The sequence below is a fragment of the Shewanella sp. SP1S1-7 genome (assembly GCF_031932105.1).
Taxonomy (GTDB): domain Bacteria; phylum Pseudomonadota; class Gammaproteobacteria; order Enterobacterales; family Shewanellaceae; genus Shewanella; species Shewanella baltica.
This window is the reverse complement of record NZ_JAUOEU010000005.1, coordinates 1-24,106: the sequence shown is the minus strand read 5'-3', so window position 1 is coordinate 24,106 and position 24,106 is coordinate 1. Positions and strand designations below refer to the sequence as shown.

General features: G+C 45.7%; 25 protein-coding genes and 3 tRNA genes. 10 read left to right on the top strand and 18 right to left on the bottom strand.

Annotation, left to right across the window (positions count from 1 at the left end):
• Window positions 1-57 precede the first annotated feature (57 nt).
• Entirely contained in the window at window positions 58-936 is an 879-nt protein-coding gene (cysM, locus tag Q4Q49_RS05790) for a cysteine synthase CysM (protein ID WP_311989052.1), read from the top strand.
• A gap of 93 nt (window positions 937-1,029) precedes the next feature.
• Here the strand turns inward: cysM and Q4Q49_RS05785 are convergent, their stop codons facing one another.
• Window positions 1,030-1,566: a DUF4136 domain-containing protein gene (locus Q4Q49_RS05785; protein ID WP_006085795.1), complete on the bottom strand. Its 537-nt coding sequence runs from the start codon at window positions 1,564-1,566 to the stop codon at window positions 1,030-1,032.
• 205 nt (window positions 1,567-1,771) lie between these two features.
• Between Q4Q49_RS05785 and Q4Q49_RS05780 the strand changes: the two genes are divergently transcribed.
• Window positions 1,772-2,077 (top strand): DUF1289 domain-containing protein, encoded by a 306-nt coding sequence (locus Q4Q49_RS05780; RefSeq protein WP_006085794.1) that lies wholly within the window; start codon window positions 1,772-1,774, stop codon window positions 2,075-2,077.
• A gap of 129 nt (window positions 2,078-2,206) precedes the next feature.
• On the opposite strand, the gene Q4Q49_RS22160 is transcribed toward Q4Q49_RS05780, so the two are convergent.
• The 6 genes from Q4Q49_RS22160 to Q4Q49_RS05755 form a co-directional block, all read right to left on the bottom strand.
• Window positions 2,207-2,908, bottom strand: coding sequence for a sensor histidine kinase (locus Q4Q49_RS22160; RefSeq protein ID WP_409373158.1), 702 nt, complete (start codon window positions 2,906-2,908; stop codon window positions 2,207-2,209).
• A gap of 137 nt (window positions 2,909-3,045) precedes the next feature.
• Window positions 3,046-3,114 carry an AgrD family cyclic lactone autoinducer peptide gene (locus Q4Q49_RS22155; RefSeq protein WP_373317072.1) on the bottom strand — a complete coding sequence of 23 codons (69 nt, stop codon included), beginning with the start codon at window positions 3,112-3,114 and terminating at the stop codon, window positions 3,046-3,048.
• 372 nt (window positions 3,115-3,486) lie between these two features.
• Window positions 3,487-4,200 (bottom strand): response regulator, encoded by a 714-nt coding sequence (locus Q4Q49_RS05770; RefSeq protein ID WP_006080570.1) that lies wholly within the window; start codon window positions 4,198-4,200, stop codon window positions 3,487-3,489.
• Entirely contained in the window at window positions 4,200-4,610 is a 411-nt protein-coding gene (locus Q4Q49_RS05765; RefSeq protein ID WP_006085791.1) for a DUF3019 domain-containing protein, read from the bottom strand. Before Q4Q49_RS05765 ends, Q4Q49_RS05770 begins: the two co-directional genes overlap by 1 nt.
• A gap of 5 nt (window positions 4,611-4,615) precedes the next feature.
• Window positions 4,616-5,479, bottom strand: a complete 864-nt coding sequence (locus Q4Q49_RS05760) for a MipA/OmpV family protein (protein WP_311998856.1) — start codon at window positions 5,477-5,479, stop codon at window positions 4,616-4,618.
• A gap of 364 nt (window positions 5,480-5,843) precedes the next feature.
• A complete protein-coding gene (locus tag Q4Q49_RS05755; protein WP_012088493.1) occupies window positions 5,844-6,080 on the bottom strand; it encodes a hypothetical protein in 237 nt (78 codons plus the stop codon).
• A gap of 778 nt (window positions 6,081-6,858) precedes the next feature.
• Between Q4Q49_RS05755 and Q4Q49_RS05750 the strand changes: the two genes are divergently transcribed.
• The gene (locus Q4Q49_RS05750; RefSeq protein WP_311998855.1) at window positions 6,859-7,422 is read left to right on the top strand and encodes an acetate uptake transporter; all 564 of its coding nucleotides are present in this window, start codon (window positions 6,859-6,861) and stop codon (window positions 7,420-7,422) included.
• A 71-nt stretch (window positions 7,423-7,493) separates the two neighbouring features.
• Here the strand turns inward: Q4Q49_RS05750 and Q4Q49_RS05745 are convergent, their stop codons facing one another.
• The gene (locus tag Q4Q49_RS05745) at window positions 7,494-7,964 is read right to left on the bottom strand and encodes a YcxB family protein (RefSeq protein ID WP_311998854.1); all 471 of its coding nucleotides are present in this window, start codon (window positions 7,962-7,964) and stop codon (window positions 7,494-7,496) included.
• A gap of 297 nt (window positions 7,965-8,261) precedes the next feature.
• Here Q4Q49_RS05745 and Q4Q49_RS05740 point away from each other — a divergent pair, with 297 nt between their 5' ends.
• Window positions 8,262-8,600, top strand: a complete 339-nt coding sequence (locus tag Q4Q49_RS05740; protein ID WP_311998853.1) for a DUF1971 domain-containing protein — start codon at window positions 8,262-8,264, stop codon at window positions 8,598-8,600.
• Between the two features lie 86 nt (window positions 8,601-8,686).
• Here the strand turns inward: Q4Q49_RS05740 and Q4Q49_RS05735 are convergent, their stop codons facing one another.
• Window positions 8,687-9,103: a VOC family protein gene (locus Q4Q49_RS05735; RefSeq protein ID WP_006080581.1), complete on the bottom strand. Its 417-nt coding sequence runs from the start codon at window positions 9,101-9,103 to the stop codon at window positions 8,687-8,689.
• A gap of 56 nt (window positions 9,104-9,159) precedes the next feature.
• The gene (locus Q4Q49_RS05730) at window positions 9,160-9,774 is read right to left on the bottom strand and encodes an NAD(P)H-dependent oxidoreductase (protein WP_311998852.1); all 615 of its coding nucleotides are present in this window, start codon (window positions 9,772-9,774) and stop codon (window positions 9,160-9,162) included.
• Window positions 9,775-9,921: 147 nt separating this feature from the next.
• On the opposite strand from Q4Q49_RS05730, the gene Q4Q49_RS05725 reads away from it, so the two are divergent.
• Window positions 9,922-10,545 (top strand): metalloregulator ArsR/SmtB family transcription factor, encoded by a 624-nt coding sequence (locus tag Q4Q49_RS05725; RefSeq protein ID WP_311990495.1) that lies wholly within the window; start codon window positions 9,922-9,924, stop codon window positions 10,543-10,545.
• 105 nt (window positions 10,546-10,650) lie between these two features.
• Here Q4Q49_RS05725 and Q4Q49_RS05720 read toward each other — a convergent pair whose 3' ends face one another.
• The gene (locus Q4Q49_RS05720; RefSeq protein WP_311998851.1) at window positions 10,651-11,577 is read right to left on the bottom strand and encodes a TPR end-of-group domain-containing protein; all 927 of its coding nucleotides are present in this window, start codon (window positions 11,575-11,577) and stop codon (window positions 10,651-10,653) included.
• Between the two features lie 161 nt (window positions 11,578-11,738).
• Between Q4Q49_RS05720 and Q4Q49_RS05715 the strand changes: the two genes are divergently transcribed.
• Window positions 11,739-12,446: a pseudouridine synthase gene (locus Q4Q49_RS05715; protein WP_259541916.1), complete on the top strand. Its 708-nt coding sequence runs from the start codon at window positions 11,739-11,741 to the stop codon at window positions 12,444-12,446.
• Window positions 12,447-12,572: 126 nt separating this feature from the next.
• Here the strand turns inward: Q4Q49_RS05715 and hmpA are convergent, their stop codons facing one another.
• The 6 genes from hmpA to Q4Q49_RS05685 form a co-directional block, all read right to left on the bottom strand.
• Window positions 12,573-13,766, bottom strand: a complete 1,194-nt coding sequence (hmpA, locus tag Q4Q49_RS05710) for an NO-inducible flavohemoprotein (protein WP_311998850.1) — start codon at window positions 13,764-13,766, stop codon at window positions 12,573-12,575.
• Between the two features lie 259 nt (window positions 13,767-14,025).
• Complete coding sequence (locus Q4Q49_RS05705; RefSeq protein ID WP_311998849.1) at window positions 14,026-15,651, bottom strand: methyl-accepting chemotaxis protein; 1,626 nt, start codon at window positions 15,649-15,651, stop codon at window positions 14,026-14,028.
• A 166-nt stretch (window positions 15,652-15,817) separates the two neighbouring features.
• A tRNA-Leu gene (locus Q4Q49_RS05700) sits at window positions 15,818-15,904 on the bottom strand.
• Between the two features lie 86 nt (window positions 15,905-15,990).
• A tRNA-Leu gene (locus Q4Q49_RS05695) sits at window positions 15,991-16,077 on the bottom strand.
• A gap of 54 nt (window positions 16,078-16,131) precedes the next feature.
• Window positions 16,132-16,207, bottom strand: a tRNA-Phe gene (locus Q4Q49_RS05690).
• A gap of 229 nt (window positions 16,208-16,436) precedes the next feature.
• Window positions 16,437-17,198: an outer membrane protein assembly factor BamD gene (locus Q4Q49_RS05685; RefSeq protein WP_006085778.1), complete on the bottom strand. Its 762-nt coding sequence runs from the start codon at window positions 17,196-17,198 to the stop codon at window positions 16,437-16,439.
• A 122-nt stretch (window positions 17,199-17,320) separates the two neighbouring features.
• Between Q4Q49_RS05685 and rluD the strand changes: the two genes are divergently transcribed.
• The 3 genes from rluD to clpB all read left to right on the top strand — a co-directional run bounded on the left by rluD (window position 17,321) and on the right by clpB (window position 21,802).
• Window positions 17,321-18,295: a 23S rRNA pseudouridine(1911/1915/1917) synthase RluD gene (gene rluD, locus Q4Q49_RS05680; protein WP_006080591.1), complete on the top strand. Its 975-nt coding sequence runs from the start codon at window positions 17,321-17,323 to the stop codon at window positions 18,293-18,295.
• On the top strand, window positions 18,296-19,030 hold the full coding sequence (gene pgeF / locus Q4Q49_RS05675) for a peptidoglycan editing factor PgeF (protein ID WP_311998848.1): 735 nt from the start codon (window positions 18,296-18,298) through the stop codon (window positions 19,028-19,030).
• A 198-nt stretch (window positions 19,031-19,228) separates the two neighbouring features.
• The gene (gene clpB / locus Q4Q49_RS05670; RefSeq protein ID WP_006080593.1) at window positions 19,229-21,802 is read left to right on the top strand and encodes an ATP-dependent chaperone ClpB; all 2,574 of its coding nucleotides are present in this window, start codon (window positions 19,229-19,231) and stop codon (window positions 21,800-21,802) included.
• 251 nt (window positions 21,803-22,053) lie between these two features.
• Here the strand turns inward: clpB and Q4Q49_RS05665 are convergent, their stop codons facing one another.
• Window positions 22,054-22,521 (bottom strand): DUF4124 domain-containing protein, encoded by a 468-nt coding sequence (locus tag Q4Q49_RS05665; RefSeq protein WP_006080594.1) that lies wholly within the window; start codon window positions 22,519-22,521, stop codon window positions 22,054-22,056.
• A 94-nt stretch (window positions 22,522-22,615) separates the two neighbouring features.
• Here Q4Q49_RS05665 and pssA point away from each other — a divergent pair, with 94 nt between their 5' ends.
• Window positions 22,616-23,467 (top strand): CDP-diacylglycerol--serine O-phosphatidyltransferase, encoded by an 852-nt coding sequence (pssA, locus tag Q4Q49_RS05660; RefSeq protein WP_311998847.1) that lies wholly within the window; start codon window positions 22,616-22,618, stop codon window positions 23,465-23,467.
• Window positions 23,468-24,106: the final 639 nt, after the last annotated feature.

Sequence of the window (24,106 nt, the reverse complement as noted above, 5' to 3'; positions counted from 1 at the left end):
AACCCACTTAGAATAGGCTAACGCTTAGTTGTTTTTATCAAGTAAAGGATAATCCTAGTGTCTGACTTTCCGACAATTGAAGCCTGTATTGGGCAAACTCCGCTGGTTCGCTTGCAGCGGCTTAATTGCGGCACCTCAACTGTACTGTTAAAGTTGGAAGGGAATAACCCTGCGGGATCAGTAAAGGATCGTGCAGCACTCAATATGATCATTCAGGCTGAACTTCGCCAAGAGATCAGCCCGGGTGACACGCTTATCGAGGCGACGAGTGGTAATACTGGGATTGCCCTAGCGATGGCGGCGGCGATCAAAGGCTACAAGATGATCCTGATTATGCCCGAAAACTCGACCCAAGAGCGTAAGGATGCGATGCAAGCTTATGGCGCAGAACTCATGCTGGTGGATAACATGGAGACGGCGCGGGATTTGGCACTGCAGTTACAAACCGAAGGTAAAGGCAAGGTGCTGGATCAGTTTAATAATCAAGATAATGCGAATGCGCACTTCCTCACCACAGGTCCGGAAATCTGGCAACAGAGTCAAGGAAAAATCACTCACTTTGTCTCTAGTATGGGGACAACTGGCACCATAATGGGGGTGTCTAAATACCTTAAAAGCTGTAATCCTGACATCACGATTGTTGGCCTTCAGCCCGCCGATGGCAGTAGCATTCCGGGGATCCGCCGTTGGCCGCAGGCCTACTTGCCGGGGATTTTTGATGCATCCCGTGTTGATTTAGTCATGGATGTTGAAGAGCAAGATGCAAAAGCCATGGCGAGAACCTTAGCGCGTGAAGAAGGGATTTGTGCCGGCGTCAGTTCGGGCGGTGCTGTGTTTGCTGCGCTTGAGATAGCCAGACTGAATCCTGATTCAGTGGTTGTGGCGATTGTTTGTGATAGGGGTGATCGTTATCTTTCGTCAGGGCTTTTCTCCTGAGTATTAGATATTTCGCCTAAGATATTTGACGACAAGCATTCTTCATTAATAAAAATGGGCGAAATTCGCCCATTTTTACTCACTCAGCCTTGATCATTTTGTCGGTGGGAACTGCGCCAAAATTCGGCTAACGGCTTTGGCGGTATCTTGGGCTTTCTCATTGCCGCCTGCATCGAAATCATAACTGTCGCTACCACGCCAAATGAGTGTTTTGGTTTTAGGGTCGACAATATCTATCTGAATAGTTTGAATTTTAGCGGTATCACTACCCAGTGGTACCCCAACGCTAGTGCCAATTCCTATGCCCCCTGAACGGCCGAATGTGCCTGTGCCTAATCCAATCGATAACCCTGAATCCTTAGGTTTATCTTGGGTCAGTAGGGCGTAGGCGACGTTAAAGTCGGGGGCTTGGGTATTTTCGACAAAGCCTTTTTGAGTCAACTGGTTGTTAATTTCGACTTGAATGCGCTGGGCGCTGAGCGGGTCGTCTGTGGGCTGTGGCGTTAGCTGGGTAAAGCTGTGCAGTGTGCTGAAGTCGTAATTGAGATCGTAATCGTTTTTCGGTTTACTGCTGCAGGCGCTTAATAAGGCAACAGCGACGAGCAGACTGGCAAAGTGACGGTATCCCATGATAGTGCTCCAAGTTGTACAAACTCTGTTCAATGTGCCTTGATTAAGGTTGTTTCTGCAAGTACTTTAGATAAGTGTGTTGTATTTGAATCGCTTTAAACGCCATTCGGCAGCTTCGTTTTGCGCAGGTGTCGTTTAACAATGGTTCATCTGAGTATGCTTCATTTGAGAACAGCTCATTTTGACAGAGGAATAGCGGCGGGTTATGGAACAGTTAGCCTTTTTTGATATCCCCAGTCCCTGTATTGGTGTGTGTCAAACCGATGCGCGCGGTTACTGTAATGGTTGCCTGCGAAGCCGTGACGAAAGATTCAATTGGTTAACGTTTTCAGATGCGCAAAAGTACGATGTCATTCGGCTGTGCACTCAACGTAAACGCCGTCGCCAGTTGGCGATGATGAAAGCACGGCAAGCGCAAATTGAGCAAGAAAGGGCGGCGTTAAATCCGCAGTTGAATTTTGAGCCTGAGCCCGAAGCCGATCTCGATTTTGGTGGCTTCGAGCTAGACTAATATTTTGAATTGCAAGTTAAATCGGCCAGTTAAATAGTCTTGTTTAACTCACTTGTTTTACTGGCTTGTAGAATTAGCGCATTGATGAATAACAGATGCGCAGCCGTTTAATCCCTATCCCAATCCCTATTACAGCTTGCGCTTCTTCGGCCAGATTAAATTAAATCGGGTATGTTGCTCATCGCTGGTGACGCTGACATTCCCCTGGTGTCGCTGCATAATCCGTTTGATGATCGCAAGCCCCAAACCATGCCCTTTATTGCCATTTTGCACCGATTGGCTGCGATAAAAAGGCTCGAACACTTTCGGTAAATCCACCGAGGGGATAGGTTCGCCGTTGTTACTCACACTTAAATTGACCCTGTGCTGTGTCTGCTTTACTTCAATAATGATTTCAGTACGGGCAAAGCGTTGGGCATTGGTCAGTAAATTTTGCAGCGCACGTTCAATCAATGCCGGCTCTCCAAACAAGGGCAGTTTTTCGACTTCTGTCTTTAAGATAATAGGCGTTGGACTTAAGGTTTCTAGGCGCTTAATGCTTTGATTGATGAGATTAATTAGATCGTATTCATCCAACTGGATACCTTCTCGCTGGGACTCTAAACTGGCGTAGGTTAGCAGTTCCTGAAGCAAGTCTTCCATTTCTTTGATATCGAGCTGCATTTCATCGAGAAAGTCTTGGCGCTTTTGTTCGTCCGAATCAGGCTGACAATACATGGGCATGAGTGCAAGGGCGAATTTGAGCCTCGCCAGCGGCGTGCGGATCTCATGGGATACCGCATTAGACAGGTGTTTTTGGTTTTCTATCAAGGCACTAATATGCCGCGCCATTTCATTAAAGGTATTGGCTAAGGGTTTAACTTGGGAACGATTTGATAGAGTAATTCGCGTGTCCCATTTCGCTTCGCCAAACTCTTTAGTGGCCTTACGTAGTATGCTCAAATCCCGTGAAAGCGGGCCAACCCAAATTAGCGCAACGAGGGCGAGTGATAAATAAAAGAACAGGGTGAACAGGCTGCGAAGGTTGCCTCTAGGATCGATGTCCAGCGGCCCTGCCATTAAGACTTGATCGCCGACTCGGATAAATTGCAGCAGAATATCGTCATTGGTCGTGGTAGTGAACACCTTGCTTGTGCTTAGCGCTTGATTGTCTGCCAGCGCGACTTGATCGGCACTGAGCAATTGCAACGGCATCACAGGATTGGCAGGGATCGCCTCCAGATACCTTTGGCGGGTATCGGGAGGCAGTTCCGCTAACAATTGAGCCAAGGCCACTAATGGCGCATCGAGGGCGTTATTGTCATCCACATTTTTCTGCCACAAGCTGTCGAGTGTCCAGCCAATCCCAAGCACGCTGAGACTGAGTAGCAGATATAAACTGATAAAGAGACGTTTCACTGTATGTGTGCTTAGTTATTCCAGGCTTCAGGCGCAAAGAGGTAACCTTGTCCCCAAACGGTTTTAATTCTGAAAGGTGTCTCGATATTATCGTTGAGTTTTTTACGTAATCTAGAGATACGCACGTCAATTTTTCGATCTTTGCCATCGAAATCAATATTGAGTAACAGCTGATAGATATACTGACGGCTGAGCACTTGGCCCGCTTGTGAGGCCAGTAACCACAGCAACTCGAATTCATGGCTGGTGAGATCGATTTCAGTTTCATTGAGGCGAATCGCGTGGGTATGCGGGTCGATACTCAGTTTACCAAAGGTCAAGCAGTGGGATTCCGCCTGAGGTGGTTGATTCTGACGGCGCAGTAAGTTGTTGATCCGCGCGACTAACAGGGCAGGATCGACGGGCTTAACCACATAGTCATCGGCACCGAGTTCTAGTCCTTTGATTTGATCTTCACTTGAGCCAAGTGCGCTCATCAATAGGATTGGGCCGGCAAAATAGTCGGGCAGTTTCTCACACAGGGTGAGGCCATCCATGCCCGGCAACATAATATCTAACAGTATGATATCTGGCTTGTAATTGATTAATCGCGTTAATACTGTGTCGCCACGGCGTTCAACTTCAACATGCATACCATGGGATTTTAGGTAATCTACAATCAAGTTTGCTAGGCGAACGTCGTCTTCAACCAATAATACTCTGTGGTTCGATTGTGGGCTTGTCATTAAAATAAACTCCAAGGATTGCGGTAACGTCTGCGAACCTGAGGTTGTGATGCAGAAGTGATTTTAAGTTTGGCACCAGCCAAAGTTTGGTTACTGTCTTTACTCACCATGACAAATTGAATATCCGTCATAGTGTGGATTTTCATGCTTAACGTATGGGTTGAAACTGAATCACTGCACCATTTGGGATAGGCGGCATTGTCGGACAAAATACAGATAAGCTCATCTTTGGCGAGTTCCCACTGCAGTTCAATATAGACGTCGCAGGCCTGAGTTTCTGAACTGGTAATACAAATTTCAGGTGTGAGTTTTAATGCCGCGTCGCGAGTTTTAGCTTGAGCAGAACTTGGGCCCATCAAGCCGAGGCTTAGACCAAGAAAGCAAAGCAAGCTTAACTGAGGCAGCGTCACTAACGTTAGAACCTATAGGCTGCGCCGATAAAGTAGGTGCTGCTATAGTCTTGGTCTAACAAGGGACTGGCGGCAATCTCATCGGCAATTAGAGTGTAACGAACTGCCAAGAGTAGATCCCAATTGTCAGTTAATATATAACGGGCCGTCATTTCCGCACCTTTATCCCAACCTGATTTTGCTTGATATTGTTCACTCCAATAGGCGTTTTCACTTGGCCTAACGCCATAATAATAATCGACCACTGCTTGGCTCTTCCAATCAAACACCAGTGCGAATTCAAAAATGAAACGATCGTAATCCCAGCCATAGGTCCATTTTATTTGTGCTTCTGAACCTTGATGAACATTAAACATATCATGGGTGTATGCCAATCGAATAATGCCGAGTCTGGTATAGATGAATGCTTCGGCACCGCCAAGTAGGGTGAAGTTCCGCGTCTCTAAAGAATTAAATTCACGTTCGGGCTCAGTCGACAAAGACATACTATTTATGGCTTTGGCTTCAATTTGTGTACCGCGGTTCAAAAAGATATTCGATGGATCCCATCGGTAGAAATAGGCTCTATCTAAGCTATAACTGGTGACGAGATTGAACGTGAAGCTTTCTTGCTCGGCTAAGGTGTAGCCTAAATTACCATTGTCGAAGAACCAGTGTTCGCCGTAGTAGGCCACTGTAGGGATAAAGAACAGTGGAATATCGTCAAAATCCTTGAGTGGATTGCTTTTTTGCCCCCAGCCAATGGCGACGCCAAGATCCCAGTTGTTCATCTCAATGCATTGATTTTCTGATGAACAGGCTTCTTTCGCCATTCCAACAGAGGGCAAAATACTTAAACTTGTAATGAGGACAAAAAGAATGCGATACATGATTTAACGATTAAGGGCTGAGGTTAACAATACAGGAAAATAGATTAGCATTTTATGCCCAATTCAACAGTGGTTTCATTCGCAGGGATGCAAAATGATACAGCTATCAATTAAATAGTAAATTTGTAGATCGCACAATACCTTGATAGTCATGCTAAAAGCCTATTTTTGTGGCTTTCGTACGGTTAATTGTAGATGTTAAATTTTGTATTCGATAGGTTTCGTCTGTAACGGAAATGATATTAATTGTGAGCTGAATAGCTGTGTTGCTTGAAAATAATAATGCCATTCGCAGATGTGAATGGCATTTAATGAAGCTGAATAACGCGATGTTGCGGTAATAACACAGAGATTAGAATGAAGATTAATTAACCTCAGTAACCGACTTGTAGCCCATTTCTGTCAGTTGATCGTTTACACAATCAAGCACATATTGTTTTAGCTCTGCATTTTCGACTTGATCTTCAGAGGCCATCTGCTGGCACACTTCTTTCAGCTGAGCGATATCGGCTGCTGGTGCAGGCGGTAAAGAGGAGTCGTCAGCAAAGGTCGTGAAGCTCACTAATGCCAACAGGGTGAAAACAGCTGATAACTTATTCATTTTATTTCCTTTAGTTATGTATTGTTAACCACAGATTAAGAAGCATTCTCTTAATACCACTGCGCCAACACCAGCAATTTATCACTGCTATTCTGTTTTAGATATAAATAATTTTTACCTTTTGGGGTTAAGGTTTTTTAGCTTGTTTTCCCTTGATTCGCTTCAAGTAAGTGACCAGCTTAAGTGCAGAGCCATTGACTTCGATTTAGCCATTCTCCCAACAGATGAACCTGTTGAGTTTGGCTTTAGCGCGAAGGGCTTTGTGCAAAGGTTATGTGCAGAGTGAGTCGTGCTTAACTCCCGCATTAGCTTCGTAGGCTAAAATAGGCTAAATCTGGCATTCCAGAGTTGTTTTTTTCAAAAGCGCCACTTACATCACCTTAACCACTGATTTGCGATTAAGTGCAGTATTCTTGCTATTTTAGCCCTCGTTTTGATTAAGGTTTTAAGGGCGCTTAATACCAAACTATGCGGAAGTTATAAAAAGTCGCATAAAATGCGATATGACGCAGGTTGTAGTCGACTTTATTCCTAGAATATTGAATTGAAAAGAATTAATTTTTAATCAAACTTAGGACTCGGTTTATTTTTAATATTTTTATTTTAAGTGTATGTTTTTATTTTATATTTATTGCTACTTATTCATTTTAAATGATTTCGTTGCCAAGGTTGTGGCTATCCTCTAGAATGCGCGGCTCTCGCAGGTGCGATAACATAAGGTTTACGGTTAATGCCGTTGATTTTTATTGAATTATTGATTTTTCTCTAGGGGAACTCTGTGTCTACAAAACTGGCTAATCCAGCGCCATTAGGTTTAATGGGCTTTGGTATGACAACGATTTTGTTAAACATTCATAACGCGGGATATTTCCCTATTGATTCTATGATCTTAGCCATGGGGATTTTTTACGGCGGCATTGGTCAAGTGATTGTGGGTATTATGTGTTTTATGCGCGGCGATACTTTCGGTACGACGGCATTTACCTCTTACGGTTTGTTTTGGTTAACATTAGTGGGATTAATCCTAATGCCTAATGCGGGCATTGCGGCGAGTCCAACGTATTTTATGGGCTGGTATTTAACGCTTTGGGGCATATTCACCGCATTCATGTTTGTGGGTTCTTTACGTTATCCACGAGCTAAGCAATTTGTGTTTGCTTCTTTGACTGTCTTATTTTTCCTATTAGCGGCGCGTGATTTCACGGGCAGCGCCTTGATTGGCACTATTGCTGGCTTTGAAGGGATCATCTGTGGTGCGAGTGCGATTTATTTTGCGATGGCGCAGGTGCTCAATAATGAGTATGGCAGTACGATTTTACCGGTTGGTGAATTGAAAAAGTAATGCTGCAGTGATGAAGACTGGTGAAAAGGCTGATGCAGATCAGCCTTTTTTATGGGTGTTTTTTAGCGGGACTAGATTTTAGTTTTAATATAGGCCGCAGCCGCCTCATCTAAGCTACGCAAGGATACATAACTCGTGCCTGCCTTGTGGGTGATCAAGAAACCTTTTTCAGTTTCTTTAATTCGGTAAATGTCGGTCCATAAAATTTGGCTGGTCACTGACATAGATTGAGTGTGGATCCCTTGCTCATCAATGGTGAGCGTGACCTCATTGCTGGCCGCTTTACTCATCATTTGACGCATTAACCACCATGCCTTGTGATACTTCACATTGAGTGCATCGATAACGCCGACTCCAACGAAAAAGTAAGCTAAATAGAGGCTAATGTCAGCAAAAATTAGTGCGATACCTATCAGGGTCAACCCTATGGCTTTGTAGTAAGGTTTGAGCGTGGGATCAGATACGACAGATTGGGTATAGCACTCATCGAAATGCGCTTTATCTAAAATATAGGTCGTTGAGTAAGAATAGGGTATGGGCATGATGTCATCTACTTTAGGTGCTACTTAATGCGGGCTAGTGTAGCGATAACAGTGATGAAAGTAACTAAAGTCACTAATTCATAAAGCCACTAATGCATAAAGTTGCTAATGTCTAAAGCGCTAAGATCGCTCGCGTGAGTATAGGTAAGTGCGGCGTCGCGTCCTAGGCCAATGTTGGGATTATCTCTTCGATAAAGCTAACACTGGGAGTTGGACAGAAATGCTGCAACGGCTATATTAGTCTTGACGTCAGCGTTATTCGATCCCCATGAGTCCCTCAAGGAGTGCGAAAGCATAATGGCCTTAGTCCCTAAAGATTTTGTTAATTACAAATCAACGCCGGTTTTCAGTCGTGACAACGTCCCTAAAATGTTGCTGCACATGCACAATACTAAGGCTGGCGTGTATGGGCAGATCCAAGTGCTAACGGGCAGCTTAAAGTTCTATGGCTATACGGGCAGTAGAGGCGAGTTAGATAAAGAAATCATCATTCGCGCCGGTGAGACGGCCATTTCTCATCCTGAGTATTGGCATAAAGTGGAGCTGCTGAGCGAAGATACCCAGTTCAGACTTCACTTTTATGCCCATAAGGATTCGGCCATAGTGGCACAGCAACAATCCGAGCGAAGTGAATAGTGCTTAGCATCTAGCACTCAGTTCAATTCGCACGGTTCGCGGCTGCAGTTGACCACTTTTTTTAATAACGACTTACGCTAATACCGTTAATAGCGATTTCGCTCCGCCGGAATATCAGTCAAATACTCGACAAATTCCACTTCAAAACCATGGGCGTCAAAGAAGTAAATATTACGCCGATAGGGATCTTCCATGCCATCTTTGGCAATCGGGAAGCCTGCTTGGGTCAATCTTGCTATCACAGCATCTAAGTTGTCGGTGACAAAGGCAAAATGCGCCAGTCCAATTTGATGACCCGTTAAATCTCGGTTTTCTCCCTCACCATTGTCACTAAAAGCAATGTATTGATAATCATCGCCAAAATGAATCCAATTGCGAGGTTTGCCGTACCAAGTGCCTTTATCGCCACCACGAACACGCCAGTGGGGAAAAGCCGCTTGATAAAAGCGCAGTGCTGCGGGGATGTCGTCTACGACTAAGTTGATATGCTCTAAATGAATCATAATGCGTTCCTTGTAATGATTTTAGTCTGTTGCTGGTGGTTAAAATCTCAAGCCGCCTACATACCGTAACAGTATTCCTGCTGCTTTGGGTACGCTTGTCCGGCATGTTGTTGACGAATGGGCGCTAATGCTTGGGCGTATTGATGCAGCATATACAAGCTGTACTGCACTCTTTCCCTGAGTGCGATATCTCGAGCACCTTCGGGAACGGTATTGAGTACATTGCTAACATTGCGGATGATCAAGTGATCGGGAATGGGCACTAATTTATTGTTTTTGAGTGCATTCATCTTCACTTCAACGATGGGATAAGTACCGCCAATTCCGCTTGAAACAGAAATTAACAGTGCCGGTTTATGGGCGGTTTCTTCGCGAGTACACATCAATAAAAAGTTCTTCAGTAGTGGTGATGCCATGCCGCCCCATTCAGGGGTGATAAGCACCAGCGCATCGGCTTCATCGACGCTTTGTTCTATTTCGGGCCAGTGCTCCCCCTTATTGTCTTCCTCTCCATCCCAAAATGGCAGGTTAAATTGGCATAACTCTAAGTGATGTATGCTGGCGTAACCCATGGCATGGGGAGATGAGAAACTGCTTTCGGCAATATAACGACCGACTTTAGCACTTTGGGAGTCGGGTCTTTGGCTGGTGCTGATGATGAGTAACTTCATTAAGTAAACCTATTTGTTTATAAATTATTTATAAGGTAATTACTTTATTTAATCTTGTAAAGGATAAAGTAAATAAAAAAGTTTATTTAATCTATTAAAGCGGTACTGGATCGGAGATAATGCGCTGGCTACCATCGGAGAGTTCAGATGAAAACCACTGATAAGATTATTCAATTGCTCAAGTTACATGGCCCACTTACCGCTAAAACCTTAGCTGAGGAATTGGCGTTAACGACTATGGGCGTACGTCAACATCTTCAAGCTTTGGAAGACGCAGGCGATGTGGACATCGAAGATAGAGTTGAAGGTCGTGGTCGCCCAACGCGTTACTGGAGATTAACTGAACAGAGCCGCAGTCACTTTGCCGATCGCCATGAGGAATTGACGGTGCAGCTTATTGATTCGGTGAAAATGATCTTTGGCGACCAAGGCTTGGATAAGCTTATTGATTACAGGGAGCAAAGTGCGTTAACCCAATATCGTGCCGCTATGGAAGGGGCGACAGATATTCCGACACGTTTGGCCATCCTTGCGAAATTACGTTCGAACGAAGGTTATATGGCGACGATGGAACAGGTAGATGGCGTGTATTTTTTACTCGAAAATCATTGTCCTATCTGCGCCGCAGCGACTAAGTGTTTGAACTTTTGTCGCTCAGAGTTGCAACTTTTCCAGCAGTTATTCGCCGATATCGCGGTGGTGAGCCGCGAAGAACATATCATCGAAGGTGCACGCCGCTGTGCATATAAGATTGAGGCTATTTCTCACTAGTGGGACTTAAGCCGCTCAATTATGGCGCTTTATCTTTAGGATAAAACGCCACTGAGCGCCAACGCTATATATCAAGCGTTAGTGCGCAGCTTAGAACTTAGTCGCTTAGAGCTTTTCAGGTTCGTGATAGGCCAATAACGTTTCGAAACGAGCATGTCCTTTAAGTTGTGAGAAATCCGCCTCATCTAAGGCCAGTTCCTTGAAGGATGCGCTGTTATGAATGGCGCGCTCTAAATCAGAAATCGCTCTATCTTCAACCCCTAAGCAAGCAAAGGCACAAGCTCTTTGATAAAAAGCGTGAGCGTTTGTTGGATCAACTTCCAGAACGCGATTACACAGGCTTTGTGCCCAGTTAAATTCGCGCATTTCCATTGCGGCGTCGGCCTTGTAGGTCAGCGCTTCTAAATCCCCTGGTCGAATCGTGAGAATTTCATCATAGACTTCAATTTTCTGCTCTGGCGTTTGTGCACTTTGCGCCCGTAGCCAGAGGTTATGGATTTCATTGATGATCTCAATCTCGCGATTATTGTCCGTGATAGTACGGCTCTTACGCTTGAGTTCTTGCTCAAGTACTTTGAACTTTTCTTCGTATTGTTCGGCAATACTTTGCAGCTGGTTAGCAGCCAGTTTGGCGGTGTGCGTTTTGATTTCTCGCAGGGATTGCCAACCGATAAAGGCGACTAACGAGGCGACACCCGCGATGATGTAGAAGAAGTAAGTTACAGTGACATTGGCGTAGTTCATCGATTTGTCGGCTACGGCGAGTTCGCGGTCGGTGATGTCGATGGTGAGACGACGCTCTAGATCCTGTTGATCGTGTCTGAGGGATTTAAGTTCATCGAGGACATAACGCTCGACCAGCGGTTTATCATGGATAGCGGAGGGGCGAGCCGCTTCAGGAGGATTAACTGTATCGTTCGCTTGGGCGAAAAAAGAGCTCGCTAGCGTCACTAAAAACAAGGCTAAAAATAGCAGGTTCGAACGTATTAAAGCGGGACTTGCGGATAAGTTTTTGATGCGGTAACCACTCACAGTAAGATGAATTGAGCGCCTAGCTTAACAAATTTTACCTCGTTCGATCCAATTTAGCCCAGAATAGTCTTTGTTATAACCCTCTAGTTCGGCTCGCTATGAGCCGAACTTGCATCCTGCTAGAATGGCTATCTCATTCATATTTCGTCATTTGTGGTGTTATGCAATCTAAGCGCGGCCGACTCGATCGTTATCTTTGTACCCAGTTACACACTCACCGTAAAGCGGTGCGTGAACTGCTATTATCGGGCCGTGTGTGCGTCGATGGATTGATAGTGAAAGATATGGATAGGCAAGTGGATGAGTTTTCCCACATCCAACTCGATGAGCAAATACTGCAGGCCAATGCGCCCGTCTATGTGATGCTTCACAAGCCGATTGGAGTGGTGAGTGCTACCAAAGATACTCAGCATAAAACAGTGATTGATTTGCTTGATTGCGAAGCCCGTGATGAGTTGCATATTGCCGGCAGATTAGATTTAAACTCTTCGGGTTTGTTGTTATTAACCAATGACAGCCGCTGGTCTGATGCGCTGATGTCACCTACACACAAGGTCGACAAAGTGTATCGGGTTACCTTAGCTAATCCCATAACTGAAGAATACATCGCTGCATTTGCCGAAGGGATGTATTTTGGCTTTGAAGATATTACAACCCAACCCGCTAAGCTGGTTATCCTCGCTGATAACGTGGCTGAAGTGACTTTACATGAAGGTAAGTATCATCAAATCAAACGGATGTTTGGTCGGTTCCGCAATCCGGTTGTTGGCCTGCATCGATTATCGATAGGCGATATTGTGCTCGATGAAAAGCTGGCTCCGGGTGAAAGTCGCGCGCTCACTGCCGCTGAAGTTGCTTCTATCCGTTAAAAATGATGAACAGAAAAGTGCATCAAGCATTCATCGTTCTTGTCGTTATTGTTTGCCATGCTAACAATGAAAGCTAAGCATAAAAACGGACCTGAGCGTGAATCTTCTCAAGCCCGTGTCATGCCATTAAAGATCGGCGTGAGGGCCGAACACTTCATAGTGCATGCTTTCAGCCGCGACACCCAGAGCGAGTAGTTGTTGCTTGATGGCTGACATGAATCCAATGGGGCCGCAGAAATAATAACGTGCGTGGGGAAGCAACTGTTCGGCGACTTTACTTAACTCCATTTGCCCTTCGAAATCATAATCATCACCCAACTTATCGGTTGGGGCTGGCTCACGATACCAAACATGACTTGTCAGATTATGATGTTGCTGGCGCTTGGCGTAGATAGCCTGTTTGAACCCGTGTACGGCGCCTTGCTCACAGGCATGCAGCCAAGTGATAGTGCTGGGATGCTGCAGCTTGAGTAATTGATTGAGCATACTTTTCATCGGTGTTTGGCCTACACCAGCCGAAATGAGCACTACGGGGGTGTCCGCCGCGACTTCTAGGGTAAAGTCTCCCGCGGGTGGCATCACCGCGATTTTGTCGCCGACGTGTATCGCATCATGCAGCAGGTTCGACACTTGTCCGCCGAGTTCGCGTTTCACACTGATGCGGTAGCTGGTGCCATTGGGCGCATCGGATAAGGAATATTGGCGGATTTCTTCATATGCCAAATTCGGGTGTGTTAGCTTCAAACTTAAATACTGACCAGGGATAAAATCTTTAACGGGCTTGCCATCTTCGGGCGTCAATATGAAGGAGGTGATGACTGCTGACTCGGTATTTTTCGCGCTAATGACAAACTGACGCTCGCCCAACCAGCCACCATCTTGCTCTGCATACGCTTGATAAATCTGTGCTTCTCGCTGAATAAAGATGTTGGCTAAAAATCCATAGGCCTGTGCCCAAGCTTCTAACACTTCTTCTGTTACCGCATCGCCCCCTAATTCTTTAAGCGTTGCCAATAAATGGCTGCCGACGATCGCATACTGCTCAGGTTTGATCAGAAATCCCGTATGTTTTTGGGCAATGCGCTCAACCGTTGAACTCAGTACCGCTAAGTTTTCGATATTTTTTGCATAGGCTGCGACGGCATTGAACAGGGCTACAGGCTGACCACCAGAATGTTGGTGCGCCAAATTGAACACATCTTTCAATTCAGGATTATGTTTGAACATGCGTTGATAAAAATGGGTCGTCAGCGCAGGGCCTGCAGATTCGAGTAAGGGAATAGTGCTCTTGATAACTTGGATTGTACGGCTGTCCAACATAGAAAATCCTTAACGTGTAAATATTATGAATGTTTAATGAGTTTAAAGATCTATTTGATTTGGATCAATAGAGATTATCGCTATCCGTGCTATCGATAACGAGGCTGAGTTCATTTGAAGTGTTCAATAAAAGGAGAAATTAAATCGAGAAATGATGAAACGGATATTTTATTTCAATGGGTTACAGATGATGTGAATAAAGGAGTTTGACTGCAACAGCAAAAATGGTTGCAGTCGTTTGGTGGTTGATTGAGTTAAATTAGAGCTTAAATGCGCTCACTTGATTGCGCATGCTGCTGGCGAGCTTAGTCAAATTAATCACAGATTCACTTAATTCAGTCGCCGAAGCTGTGGAATGCTCGGCGATATCGCTGATGGCAATAATGCTGCGATTAATACTCTCGGCAACGCTACTTTGCTCTTCAGCGGCGGTCGCAATGTGGGTATTCAGCTCGGTGATGCTGTCTACTGAGGTGACAATTTCTTTCAGCGCTTGACCCGCCTGATTGGCTTTATCGTTGGCATCATCTACTTGATTGATACCGATTTCCATGGCGCTGACGGCTTCTTTAACCCCCTGTTGTAGGGTGGCAATCATGGCCTCAATTTCTTGAGTCGATTTTTGAGTGCGTTGCGCTAGGGTGCGCACTTCATCGGCCACGACCGCAAAACCGCGACCTTGCTCTCCCGCCCGTGCGGCTTCAATGGCGGCATTGAGTGCCAGTAAATTGGTTTGTTCGGCAATGCTCTTAATCACATCGAGAACGCGGCCGATATTTTGGCTTTCATTAGATAAAAATCCAATGACCTGCGCCGTTTTTTGAATTTGATCAGAAAGCTGCGACATACTGCTAATCGATTGCATCACAATATTATTGCCGTTAGCGGCATAGGTATCGGCATCTTTGGCTGAATCCGCTGCGGCAGATGCGCTTTGGGCGACTTCGGCAACGGTGGCCGTCATCTCATTCATGGCCGTTGCAGTCTGCTCCGTTTCGGCTTGTTGCTGTTGCATTCGTTTATTGGTGGCTTGGGTGAAGCTACTTAACTCATTTGCCGAACTGTTGACCGTAGTTGCCGCCTCGGCAATGGAATGAAGAATGCCCCGTAAGTGTTCAATCACTTGGGTGAGGCTCGTGGATATTTGCCCTAGCTCATCGTGATTAAAAGTGGTGAATCTGACGGTGAGATCAGAGTCTTGATGGATCATCTTCAATTTACCGAGGATGTCATTAATGGGATTCATCACGCTGCGATTGACCCAGAGTCCAATCACAATACTGATGATCATGGCGGCACAGGCTAATGCCACAAAAATAGTGATTGAAGATTGATAAATGGCATTTACACGATCTTTTTCTTCGCCTGCTACGCGGATTTGCAGTGCAATCAGTTCAGATATTTGGTTGCTGATAGGATCGATCGCTTGGTACAGCGGCAGGATATTGGCTGAGAGTTGGCTTGAAACATCGCCGTTTAATCCTCTTAAGCGCGAGACCAGGGTATCAATCTGTTGATTCGCGGGGGAGAACAGCACTTCGGCTTGTTTTACGAGTCGGGATTCTTCTGAGGTAAGCTCGGTAGATAGGTATTTTTGCCAATGTTGAGTAATAGTCGATTTGGCACTGTCTAGCGCTTCAGCCGCTTGCGAGGCGGTGAAACCACCCGCGTTCGCCTTATTGACCGCATCGATAACATCGACCGCATACTTATCGGCAATCACTTTTAAATCATCCAGCGGCACCACTCTGTCGTTATAGATGCGTTCAACACCCGACTCAATGTTGCCCATCATATTAATGGCGAGAAAACCAATCGTCAGTAACATTGCAAGGGGGACCAAAATGCCGATAAACATTTTTTGTTTTATTTGTAGACCGTTCATATGGGATAGCCTCAGTGAACTAAAGAGTCCTTTAGGCAGAGCTCGAGCTATCCCTATAATGAGTCTGTAACATTAGGTATAGCAAATCAGCGGAAAGAGGTGAGAGTAACAGAGGATTTATTTTGTTTTAGATACAAAAAAACCTCGCTAAGCGAGGTTTAAATGTTGGTACAGATGAGAGGACTTGAACCTCCACGCCCTTGCGAGCACCAGCACCTGAAGCTGGCGTGTCTACCAATTCCACCACATCTGCATGGCTATCCGAAATTTCATCGAATGAGTAATCTTAAAACCGAAGAAACAATCTTAATGCTTTGTTTCATTCGTTGAACTGCAATTTGGTACAGGTGAGAGGACTTGAACCTCCACGCCCTTGCGAGCACCAGCACCTGAAGCTGGCGTGTCTACCAATTCCACCACACCTGCACTGTACCTATTGCAGTTCTCTAACATTAGTCGCTGAAGCAACCAATTTAAAGATGGTGCCCGAACCCGGAATCGAACCAGGGACACGAGGATTTTCAATCCTCTGCTCTACCGACTGAGCTATTCGGGCGACGGGCGCAATTTAAAGGCTTTTCGGGTTTTGAGTCAATAGATTTTTACTAAATAACGTAAAAAGTGACTCGGTTGGATAAGATTTACACGAAAGTGTCATTTACGCTGCAAGTGGCGAGCTAAAAATAGTCAAACCACTATCCACGCTGGGGACTTAGCAATATCCAGTGATGGGTTATCTTGGCTAGCAAAGCAAAAAAATGCCCCTATTAAAGGGGCATTCTCGGCTAGTTTGATAAGATTTCATTGTTTGGATAGTTAGCTTGCATTACCATGAGCACGTTTTGCTTCAGCTTGCTCTGACCTAATTCGCCATAAGCTTCTATCATTATCTCTAATGCCCGTTCATTTGAAGGGGTGCCAGGATATGTTTCCATTACAGATTGTGCTCGGATTGCTGCGGCGCTCCATGCATTCATCTTGAGATAATATTCGGCAACTTGGATTGAATATCTTGCTAAGCGATTCTTCAACGCTAACATGCGTTTTTGCGCATCGGCGGCATATTTGCTGTTAGGGTAAGTTTTGATAAGACGATCAAAATCTTTGAAAGCATCTTGAGCATTTTTAGGGTCACGATCGGTTCGGTCGATATTTAGCATATCGTGGAACAAATAGTTGTCGGCTTGCATGTTCACTAAACCGCGCATATAAAACACATAGTCAATATCAGGGTGGGTAGGATTAAGACGGATAAATCTGTCTATGTTCGCAATCCCCGAAGCGACATCGTCCATTTTGTAGTAAGCATAAATCAGGTCTAACTGGACTTGAGTTTTGTGAGGTCCGAAGGGGAAGCGTGAGTCTAACGCCTCCAAAGAACGGACAGCTTTAGAGTAATTGCCAAGTTCCATAGAGGTTCTTGCCTGAGTGTAAAGCACATCAGGTGACGTTTTGGCGGCAATATCGTTATCATCAGGGCTGCTGCTACAGGCTGATAACGCTAGTGAAAATAGGACTAAGGTAACGCCTTTGGAAAATTTATACATACTTGAATTCAATTCTTTTTAAGTTGTAGTTAAGAATTTTTCCATTTCACTATAAAATAGAAAACATCCGATTGTAACAGATAGCACACATTTTTTGACCCCTAAATGGGGATACGGTTCCTATGACACAAGAGATTAATCTAAAAAGCGAGATTTCGGCAACACAAACTGGACTGAGATTAGATCAGGCCCTAGCAGAGTTGTTCCCAGATTACTCGCGCACGCGCATCAAGGAATGGATCCTATCTGATGCAGTTCACGTTGACGGCGTTGTCGTTAATAAGCCCCGCGAGAAAGTTTATGAGCTGCAACAGATACTCATAGACGCCACTCTCGAAGAAGAAGTCCATGCCGCGGCGCAGGCCATTGATCTGGATATCGTCTATGAAGATGACGACATCATCGTGATCAACAAGCAAGCTGGATTGGTGGTTCACCCTGGTGCTGGCAATGCCGATGGCACTTTGATGAATGCACTATTGCACCATTGTCCTGATATTGAGCATGTGCCACGTGCAGGTATTGTGCATCGTCTGGACAAAGATACAACAGGTTTGATGGTCGTTGCCAAAACCGTTGAAGCGCAAACCCATTTAGTTGCCGCTTTGCAGGCCCGTGAAATCACTCGTGAATACGAAGCGATTGTTATGGGTACTATGACTGGTGGCGGTACTGTGGATGAGCCGATTGGTCGTCATCTTACTAAACGTACTCACATGGCCGTGCTGCACTCAGGTAAACCTGCGGTGACACATTACCGTGTCGCGGAAAAATTCCGTAACCACACGCGTTTGAGATTACGTCTAGAATCTGGCCGTACTCACCAGATCCGTGTGCACATGGAATACATAGGCCATGTGTTAGTGGGCGATCCTGTGTATGGTGGTCGTCCAAAACCGCCTAAAGCCGCGAGCCCAGAGTTTTTCGATATCCTGAAAAACTTCAAGCGCCAAGCGCTGCACGCAGTTCGTCTAGAATTAGCTCACCCAGTGAGTTGTGAAATCATGAGCTGGCAAGCGCCAATTCCTGAAGACATGGTGATTTTGACTAAAGCACTGCGTCAAGACACGGTAGAGCATCCGATCGAGTATCTCTAAGTGTTTGATCACGATTGGCCTGTTCCTGCTAATGTTGGCATCGCTATGACAAATCGTCATGGCGGTGTGAGCGTGTATCCCTATGACAGTTTGAATCTTGGACTGCATGTCGGTGATGCTGAACAGCAGGTGATGGCTAATCGTGAATTACTCTGCAAACAATTAGCGTTAACCGCCGATCCTGTCTGGCTTGAGCAAGTCCATGGTACCCATGTGCTCAATTTAGACACGCTGAGCTTAGCTCAGGCAGCGGGTACGCCGATTGCCGATGCCAGTTTTAGCCGAACTGCGAGCCAAGTTTGCGTTGTGATGACCGCCGATTGTTTACCTGTATTGCTGTGTAATCAAGCGGGAACCGAAGTGGCTGCGGCCCATGCCGGTTGGCGCGGTTTATGTGATGGCGTGATTGAGGCCACCGCGGCGCAGTTTAGTTCTCCTATGGATGAGTTGATTGCCTACCTCGGCCCGGCCATTGGTCCGCAAAAATTTGAAGTGGGCGTCGAAGTGAAGCACGCATTCTGTGGCTTACATCCACAGGCGGCTGCGTGTTTTATTCCCAGTGGTGACAAGTATCTGGCCGATATTATTGGCTTGGCTAAATTACGCTTGAGTTTACTCGGCATCAAGCATATTTATAGCGCCGATATCTGCACTGTCAGTGACACTGATTACTTCTCTTATCGTCGCGATAAGGTGACGGGGCGCATGGCATCGTTGATCTGGCTTAAGTCTTAAGTTAATTCCCCTACAATTTATATTTATTTCCGCGTTATCCGCTTGAATTTGGCTAAATAGCCCCCATCTTTTAACTAACGAAATGTAATACCAATCCTATTAAGATCTCTCCATTAGCGGTACTGATTTAACGCCACTAAATTGGCAAGATATCTTGTGGATTGGCATATCTCTACTATGTGAGTTTTAGGAGGCTGTATGCGACTCGATCGTATGACCAATAAATTTCAGCTTGCCATCTCAGATGCCCAGTCTCTCGCACTCGGGCGTGATCATCAGTTTATTGAACCGCTGCATTTGATGATGGCATTGTTGAACCAAGATTCAGGTTCAATCCATCCCTTATTGACCCAAGCTGGCATTCGCGTGAGTGCGCTGCGCTCGCTTTTGAGTCAAGAGCTTGAGCGCTTACCTCAAGTCGAAGGTACGGGCGGCGATGTGCAATTATCCCAAGGTTTAATACGTTTATTAAATCTGTGCGATAAATTGGCGCAAAAGCGTAAAGACAAATATATCTCTAGCGAGTTATTTGTATTAGCTGCGTTAGAAGGAGGCGATGCCCTCGCGCAAGCGTTGAAAAAAGCCGGCGCGACTAAAGAGTTGATGGAGCAAACCATTGAACAAATGCGCGGCGGCCAAAAAGTGGATGATCCGAACGCTGAAGATCAACGCCAAGCGTTGAAGAAATTTACTATCGATCTGACCGAGCGAGCCGAGCAAGGCAAGTTGGATCCTGTGATCGGCCGTGACGATGAAATTCGCCGCACGATCCAAGTATTACAACGTCGCAGTAAAAACAACCCCGTCCTTATAGGTGAACCGGGTGTGGGTAAAACGGCGATTGTTGAAGGACTCGCCCAGCGTATCGTTAATGGTGAAGTCCCCGAGGGCATTAAAAATAAGCGCGTCTTATCCCTCGATATGGGCTCATTGATTGCGGGCGCTAAATATCGCGGTGAGTTCGAAGAACGTTTAAAAGCGGTATTGAATGAGTTAGCGCAGGAAGAAGGTCAAGTGATCCTCTTCATCGACGAGCTGCATACTATGGTCGGCGCCGGTAAAGGTGAAGGCGCAATGGATGCGGGTAACATGCTCAAACCTGCGTTAGCGCGTGGTGATTTGCACTGTGTGGGCGCGACTACGCTCGATGAGTATCGTCAGTACATTGAAAAAGATGCTGCGCTTGAACGTCGTTTCCAAAAAGTGCTGGTGGATGAGCCAAGTGTTGAAGACACCATCGCCATTTTGCGTGGCCTGAAAGAACGTTACGAGCTGCATCACCATGTGGAAATTACCGATCCGGCGATTGTGGCGGCGGCGACTATGTCGCACCGTTATGTGTCGGACCGTAAGTTGCCCGATAAAGCGATCGATTTGATCGACGAAGCGGCATCGAGCATCCGCATGCAGATGGACTCAAAACCTGAGTCACTCGACCGGCTCGAACGTCGTGCTATCCAGCTCAAACTGGAGGAGCAAGCGTTAGCCAAAGAAAATGATGAGGCGAGCCGTCGCAGGCTTGACCATCTGCAAGAGGAATTACGTGACGTTGAAGCTAAAGCTTCAGAGTTGAACGAAATCTGGCGTACTGAAAAAGCCGCACTAGCGGGAACTCAGCATATTAAAGCCGATCTCGAACAGGCTCGAATGGATTTAGAAGTGGCGCGTCGTGCGGGTGATTTAACTCGGATGTCTGAGTTGCAATACGGTCGTATTCCTGAGCTTGAAAAACAGCTCGATTTGGCATCGCAAGCCGAAATGCAGGACATGACGTTATTGCGTAACAAGGTCACTGAGTTCGAAATCGCCGAAGTCTTGTCGAAAGCGACGGGAATTCCCGTATCGAAAATGCTTGAAGGCGAGCGCGAAAAATTACTGCAAATGGAAGTGGCGCTGCACGAGCGGGTGATAGGCCAAAACGAAGCCGTCGATGCGGTCGCGAATGCGATTCGTCGTAGCCGCGCGGGTCTGGCGGATCCAAATCGCCCGATTGGCTCGTTCCTTTTCTTAGGCCCAACGGGTGTGGGTAAAACTGAGCTGTGTAAATCACTGGCGAGGTTTTTATTCGATACCGAGTCGGCCTTAGTGCGCATTGATATGTCTGAGTTTATGGAGAAACACTCAGTATCGCGTTTAGTGGGTGCGCCTCCTGGATACGTGGGTTATGAAGAGGGCGGTTACTTAACGGAAGCCGTTCGTCGTAAACCGTATTCGGTGATATTGCTCGACGAAGTCGAGAAAGCGCATCCCGATGTGTTTAACATCTTACTGCAAGTGCTTGATGATGGACGCTTAACCGATGGTCAAGGTCGTACTGTAGATTTTAGAAATACAGTGATCATCATGACCTCGAACTTAGGCTCTGACATTATCCAAGAAGGATTTGGTCAAGTGACCTATGCAGAGATGAAAGCGGCGGTAATGAATGTGGTCACTCACAGTTTCAGACCCGAGTTTTTAAACCGTATCGATGAATCTGTGGTGTTCCATCCATTGGATGCTGCCAATATCAAGCGTATTGCTTCGATACAGATTGCTTCCTTACGCCAACGTTTGGCGGAAAAGGACTATACATTGGAAATCACCGACGACGCATTATCACTGATTGCGGAAATTGGTTTCGATCCTGTGTATGGCGCAAGACCGTTGAAACGGGCATTGCAGCAAGAAGTCGAAAACCCGCTGGCGCAGAAATTACTGCGTGGCGACTTGTTACCAGGTAAACCGATCAAGGTCAGCTGTGCGGGTGGCGAGTTAGTGTTCGAGCAATAACCAGTCGCTAGTCACTTAGTGTGTTGTTTGAATGCGATACGTTAACAGCAAGCTTGAAGTTGGATAGGTTGAAATGGGCGAACTGAAATAAGCGTTCATGAATGAACGAGCTTGAAATAAACTATCTTGTAATAAGAGATAGCGCTTTCTTAGTCAGTATCGCTCCCGCTTCAAGTACTAAAACGAAAGGAGCCGAGTTTTTAACTCGGCTCCTTTTTTATTGCATCAGCTTAATCGCTCTTCATTAATGGCTACTTCTTATCACAGAAGAGTTTGATTCTTTCCTGTTGCTGGGCAATCGAGGCTTGGCGGTCTTCCTCTGTCATAGCGACAGATTCACCCGAATCGGAAGTTTGGCGGATAAGCTTAGTGTGCGTCGTGAGAATATCTAAATTGTGTTTAGCACTCTCACAAATGGATTGAGCCTGTTTAGCATCTTTCTCTTTGATCAGCGCCGCTGACTTTTCTAATTCATTGGCTTCAGAAGTGGCTTCAGCTTTCTTTACCGGTGCGATAAAACCCACTTTCGCCTGCTCTAAATCTTCACTGTAGAGCTTTTCTGCTTTGATGTTTTCTTGTTGCGGGGCTTGTTGGCTGTAATGCGTCACCCCATTTTCGTCGACCCAAGTATAGATAACGCCCGCAGAAACGGGGCCAATGAAAAGGCCGAGCCAAAACCAGCGGCATAGCATAGTGCTGAACGTGTTCACTTTTAACATCGAAATCATCCCTAACTGGTCTCTCATCGACATGATAATAAAATATGTTATCTTGAAAGCTAACTTCTCTTCACTGAACTAGCGTAATAAGTGTATGCAAAATTCTTCAAATCAAACAGTAAAGAATAAAGGTATCTATTTATTACCGAACCTTTTTACGACAGCGGGTTTGTTTTCTGGTTTTTATGCCGTAATTGCTTCCATGAATGCTAACTTTGAAGCCGCAGCGATAGCCATTTTTATTGCCATGATCTGTGATGGGCTCGACGGCCGAGTAGCAAGGCTGACTAATACCCAAAGTGATTTTGGTGCTGAGTACGACAGTATGGCCGATATGGTGTCCTTCGGAATGGCGCCCGCACTACTCGCCTACAATTGGGCATTAGCAGACCTAGGTAAAATTGGTTGGCTGGCCGCATTTATCTATTGTGCAGGTGCGGCACTCAGGCTTGCTCGATTTAATACGCAAGTTGGCGTTGCCGATAAGCGTTACTTTCAAGGTCTCGCCAGCCCGGCTGCCGCCGCTGTTATTGCTGGCAGTATTTGGCTTGGTAACCAATACAGCCTCGATGGAAGAAACATCAGTTGGATTGCGGCCCTTGTTACGGCAGCAACCGGTTTACTGATGGTCAGCAATTTCCGCTATCACTCCTTTAAAGAAATTGACTGGCGCGGCAAGGTTAACTTTATCGTGATCTTACTGGTCGTCGGTGTGTTTGTGGTGGTGTCGGTGCAACCTGCATTGATTTTATGTGTCGGCTTCTACTTATATGCGATTTCAGGCCCGATCATTACTATCAGAACGGTGAGAAAACTCAAAGTCGCCCACGTTGTTGGAGATGATGTCGCGGCGAATGTAGAGACGGTTCCCTCGGCCCAAGCCGCAGCACAAACTCATGGTGTAACAGATCTCGAGAAAGAGAAACAAGATGAGCATAAATCTTAGGGTTCGTGCTTTTGATCATTGCTTATCATTAGCTAGCTGCGAACAAGAGTAAGGCATCACACAGGGCATAACGTTTTTAGAGGTTTGCTGATAGATATAGCTAAAAATTGCTATCAACTTCTGTTTATGCCCATTCAATCTATTAAAACCCCAGCAATAGGCTATTTCTTCTGCCAGACTTATCAACCCAAACAGCGATATTGCTCAATATTGCAGTATATTTCTGCAGTTTGGTGGTTATTCATTCGCTTGGCGCTGATTGTTAAAAAAGCCCTTGCACAAAATCTTCTGCTCCCTATAATGCGCATCCACTGACACGGCAGACAGCGTTAAGCAGCCTGATGTGACAGTTCATCGATGAGTTTACTGATTGATGAGTGTTGAGAAAGTTTGTAAAAACTCCTTGACGCGAAACGGAAAATGCGTAGAATACGCAGCCCTAGCCAACTGGAAGCGTTCGGCGCTCAGTGTGGTACTCACGTCCTCTTACGGATATTGAGTTGCTCTTTAACAAGATAAAACAAGAAATCTGTGTGGACACTCACAGGTGTTGAGTTAATCGAAATTACTTTACTTTCGAGTGAGTAATCAAAGAATTAAATCAATGAATGAGTGTTCATAGCAATATGTACATAATTT

Bases quoted from the DNA above. Each gene is read 5' to 3' on its own strand.
- Q4Q49_RS05735 (WP_006080581.1), bottom strand. From the start codon at position 9,103: ATGATTCATTTAGAGCATATCAACTTAGTCGTAGACGACATCCCCGCA.
- Q4Q49_RS22160 (WP_409373158.1), bottom strand. From the start codon at position 2,908: ATGGCGCGGCATATTAGTGCCTTGATAGAAAACCAAAAACACCTGTCT.
- Q4Q49_RS05770 (WP_006080570.1), bottom strand. From the start codon at position 4,200: ATGACAAGCCCACAATCGAACCACAGAGTATTATTGGTTGAAGACGAC.
- pssA (WP_311998847.1), top strand. From the start codon at position 22,616: ATGCAAAATTCTTCAAATCAAACAGTAAAGAATAAAGGTATCTATTTA.
- Q4Q49_RS05755 (WP_012088493.1), bottom strand. From the start codon at position 6,080: ATGAATAAGTTATCAGCTGTTTTCACCCTGTTGGCATTAGTGAGCTTC.
- Q4Q49_RS05760 (WP_311998856.1), bottom strand. From the start codon at position 5,479: ATGTATCGCATTCTTTTTGTCCTCATTACAAGTTTAAGTATTTTGCCC.
- Q4Q49_RS05785 (WP_006085795.1), bottom strand. From the start codon at position 1,566: ATGGGATACCGTCACTTTGCCAGTCTGCTCGTCGCTGTTGCCTTATTA.
- clpB (WP_006080593.1), top strand. From the start codon at position 19,229: ATGCGACTCGATCGTATGACCAATAAATTTCAGCTTGCCATCTCAGAT.
- rluD (WP_006080591.1), top strand. From the start codon at position 17,321: ATGACACAAGAGATTAATCTAAAAAGCGAGATTTCGGCAACACAAACT.
- Q4Q49_RS05730 (WP_311998852.1), bottom strand. From the start codon at position 9,774: ATGAAGTTACTCATCATCAGCACCAGCCAAAGACCCGACTCCCAAAGT.
- Q4Q49_RS05715 (WP_259541916.1), top strand. From the start codon at position 11,739: ATGCAATCTAAGCGCGGCCGACTCGATCGTTATCTTTGTACCCAGTTA.
- Q4Q49_RS05780 (WP_006085794.1), top strand. From the start codon at position 1,772: ATGGAACAGTTAGCCTTTTTTGATATCCCCAGTCCCTGTATTGGTGTG.
- Q4Q49_RS05705 (WP_311998849.1), bottom strand. From the start codon at position 15,651: ATGAACGGTCTACAAATAAAACAAAAAATGTTTATCGGCATTTTGGTC.
- Q4Q49_RS05725 (WP_311990495.1), top strand. From the start codon at position 9,922: ATGAAAACCACTGATAAGATTATTCAATTGCTCAAGTTACATGGCCCA.
- hmpA (WP_311998850.1), bottom strand. From the start codon at position 13,766: ATGTTGGACAGCCGTACAATCCAAGTTATCAAGAGCACTATTCCCTTA.
- Q4Q49_RS05685 (WP_006085778.1), bottom strand. From the start codon at position 17,198: ATGTATAAATTTTCCAAAGGCGTTACCTTAGTCCTATTTTCACTAGCG.
- Q4Q49_RS05740 (WP_311998853.1), top strand. From the start codon at position 8,262: ATGGCCTTAGTCCCTAAAGATTTTGTTAATTACAAATCAACGCCGGTT.
- Q4Q49_RS05665 (WP_006080594.1), bottom strand. From the start codon at position 22,521: ATGTTAAAAGTGAACACGTTCAGCACTATGCTATGCCGCTGGTTTTGG.
- Q4Q49_RS05745 (WP_311998854.1), bottom strand. From the start codon at position 7,964: ATGCCCATACCCTATTCTTACTCAACGACCTATATTTTAGATAAAGCG.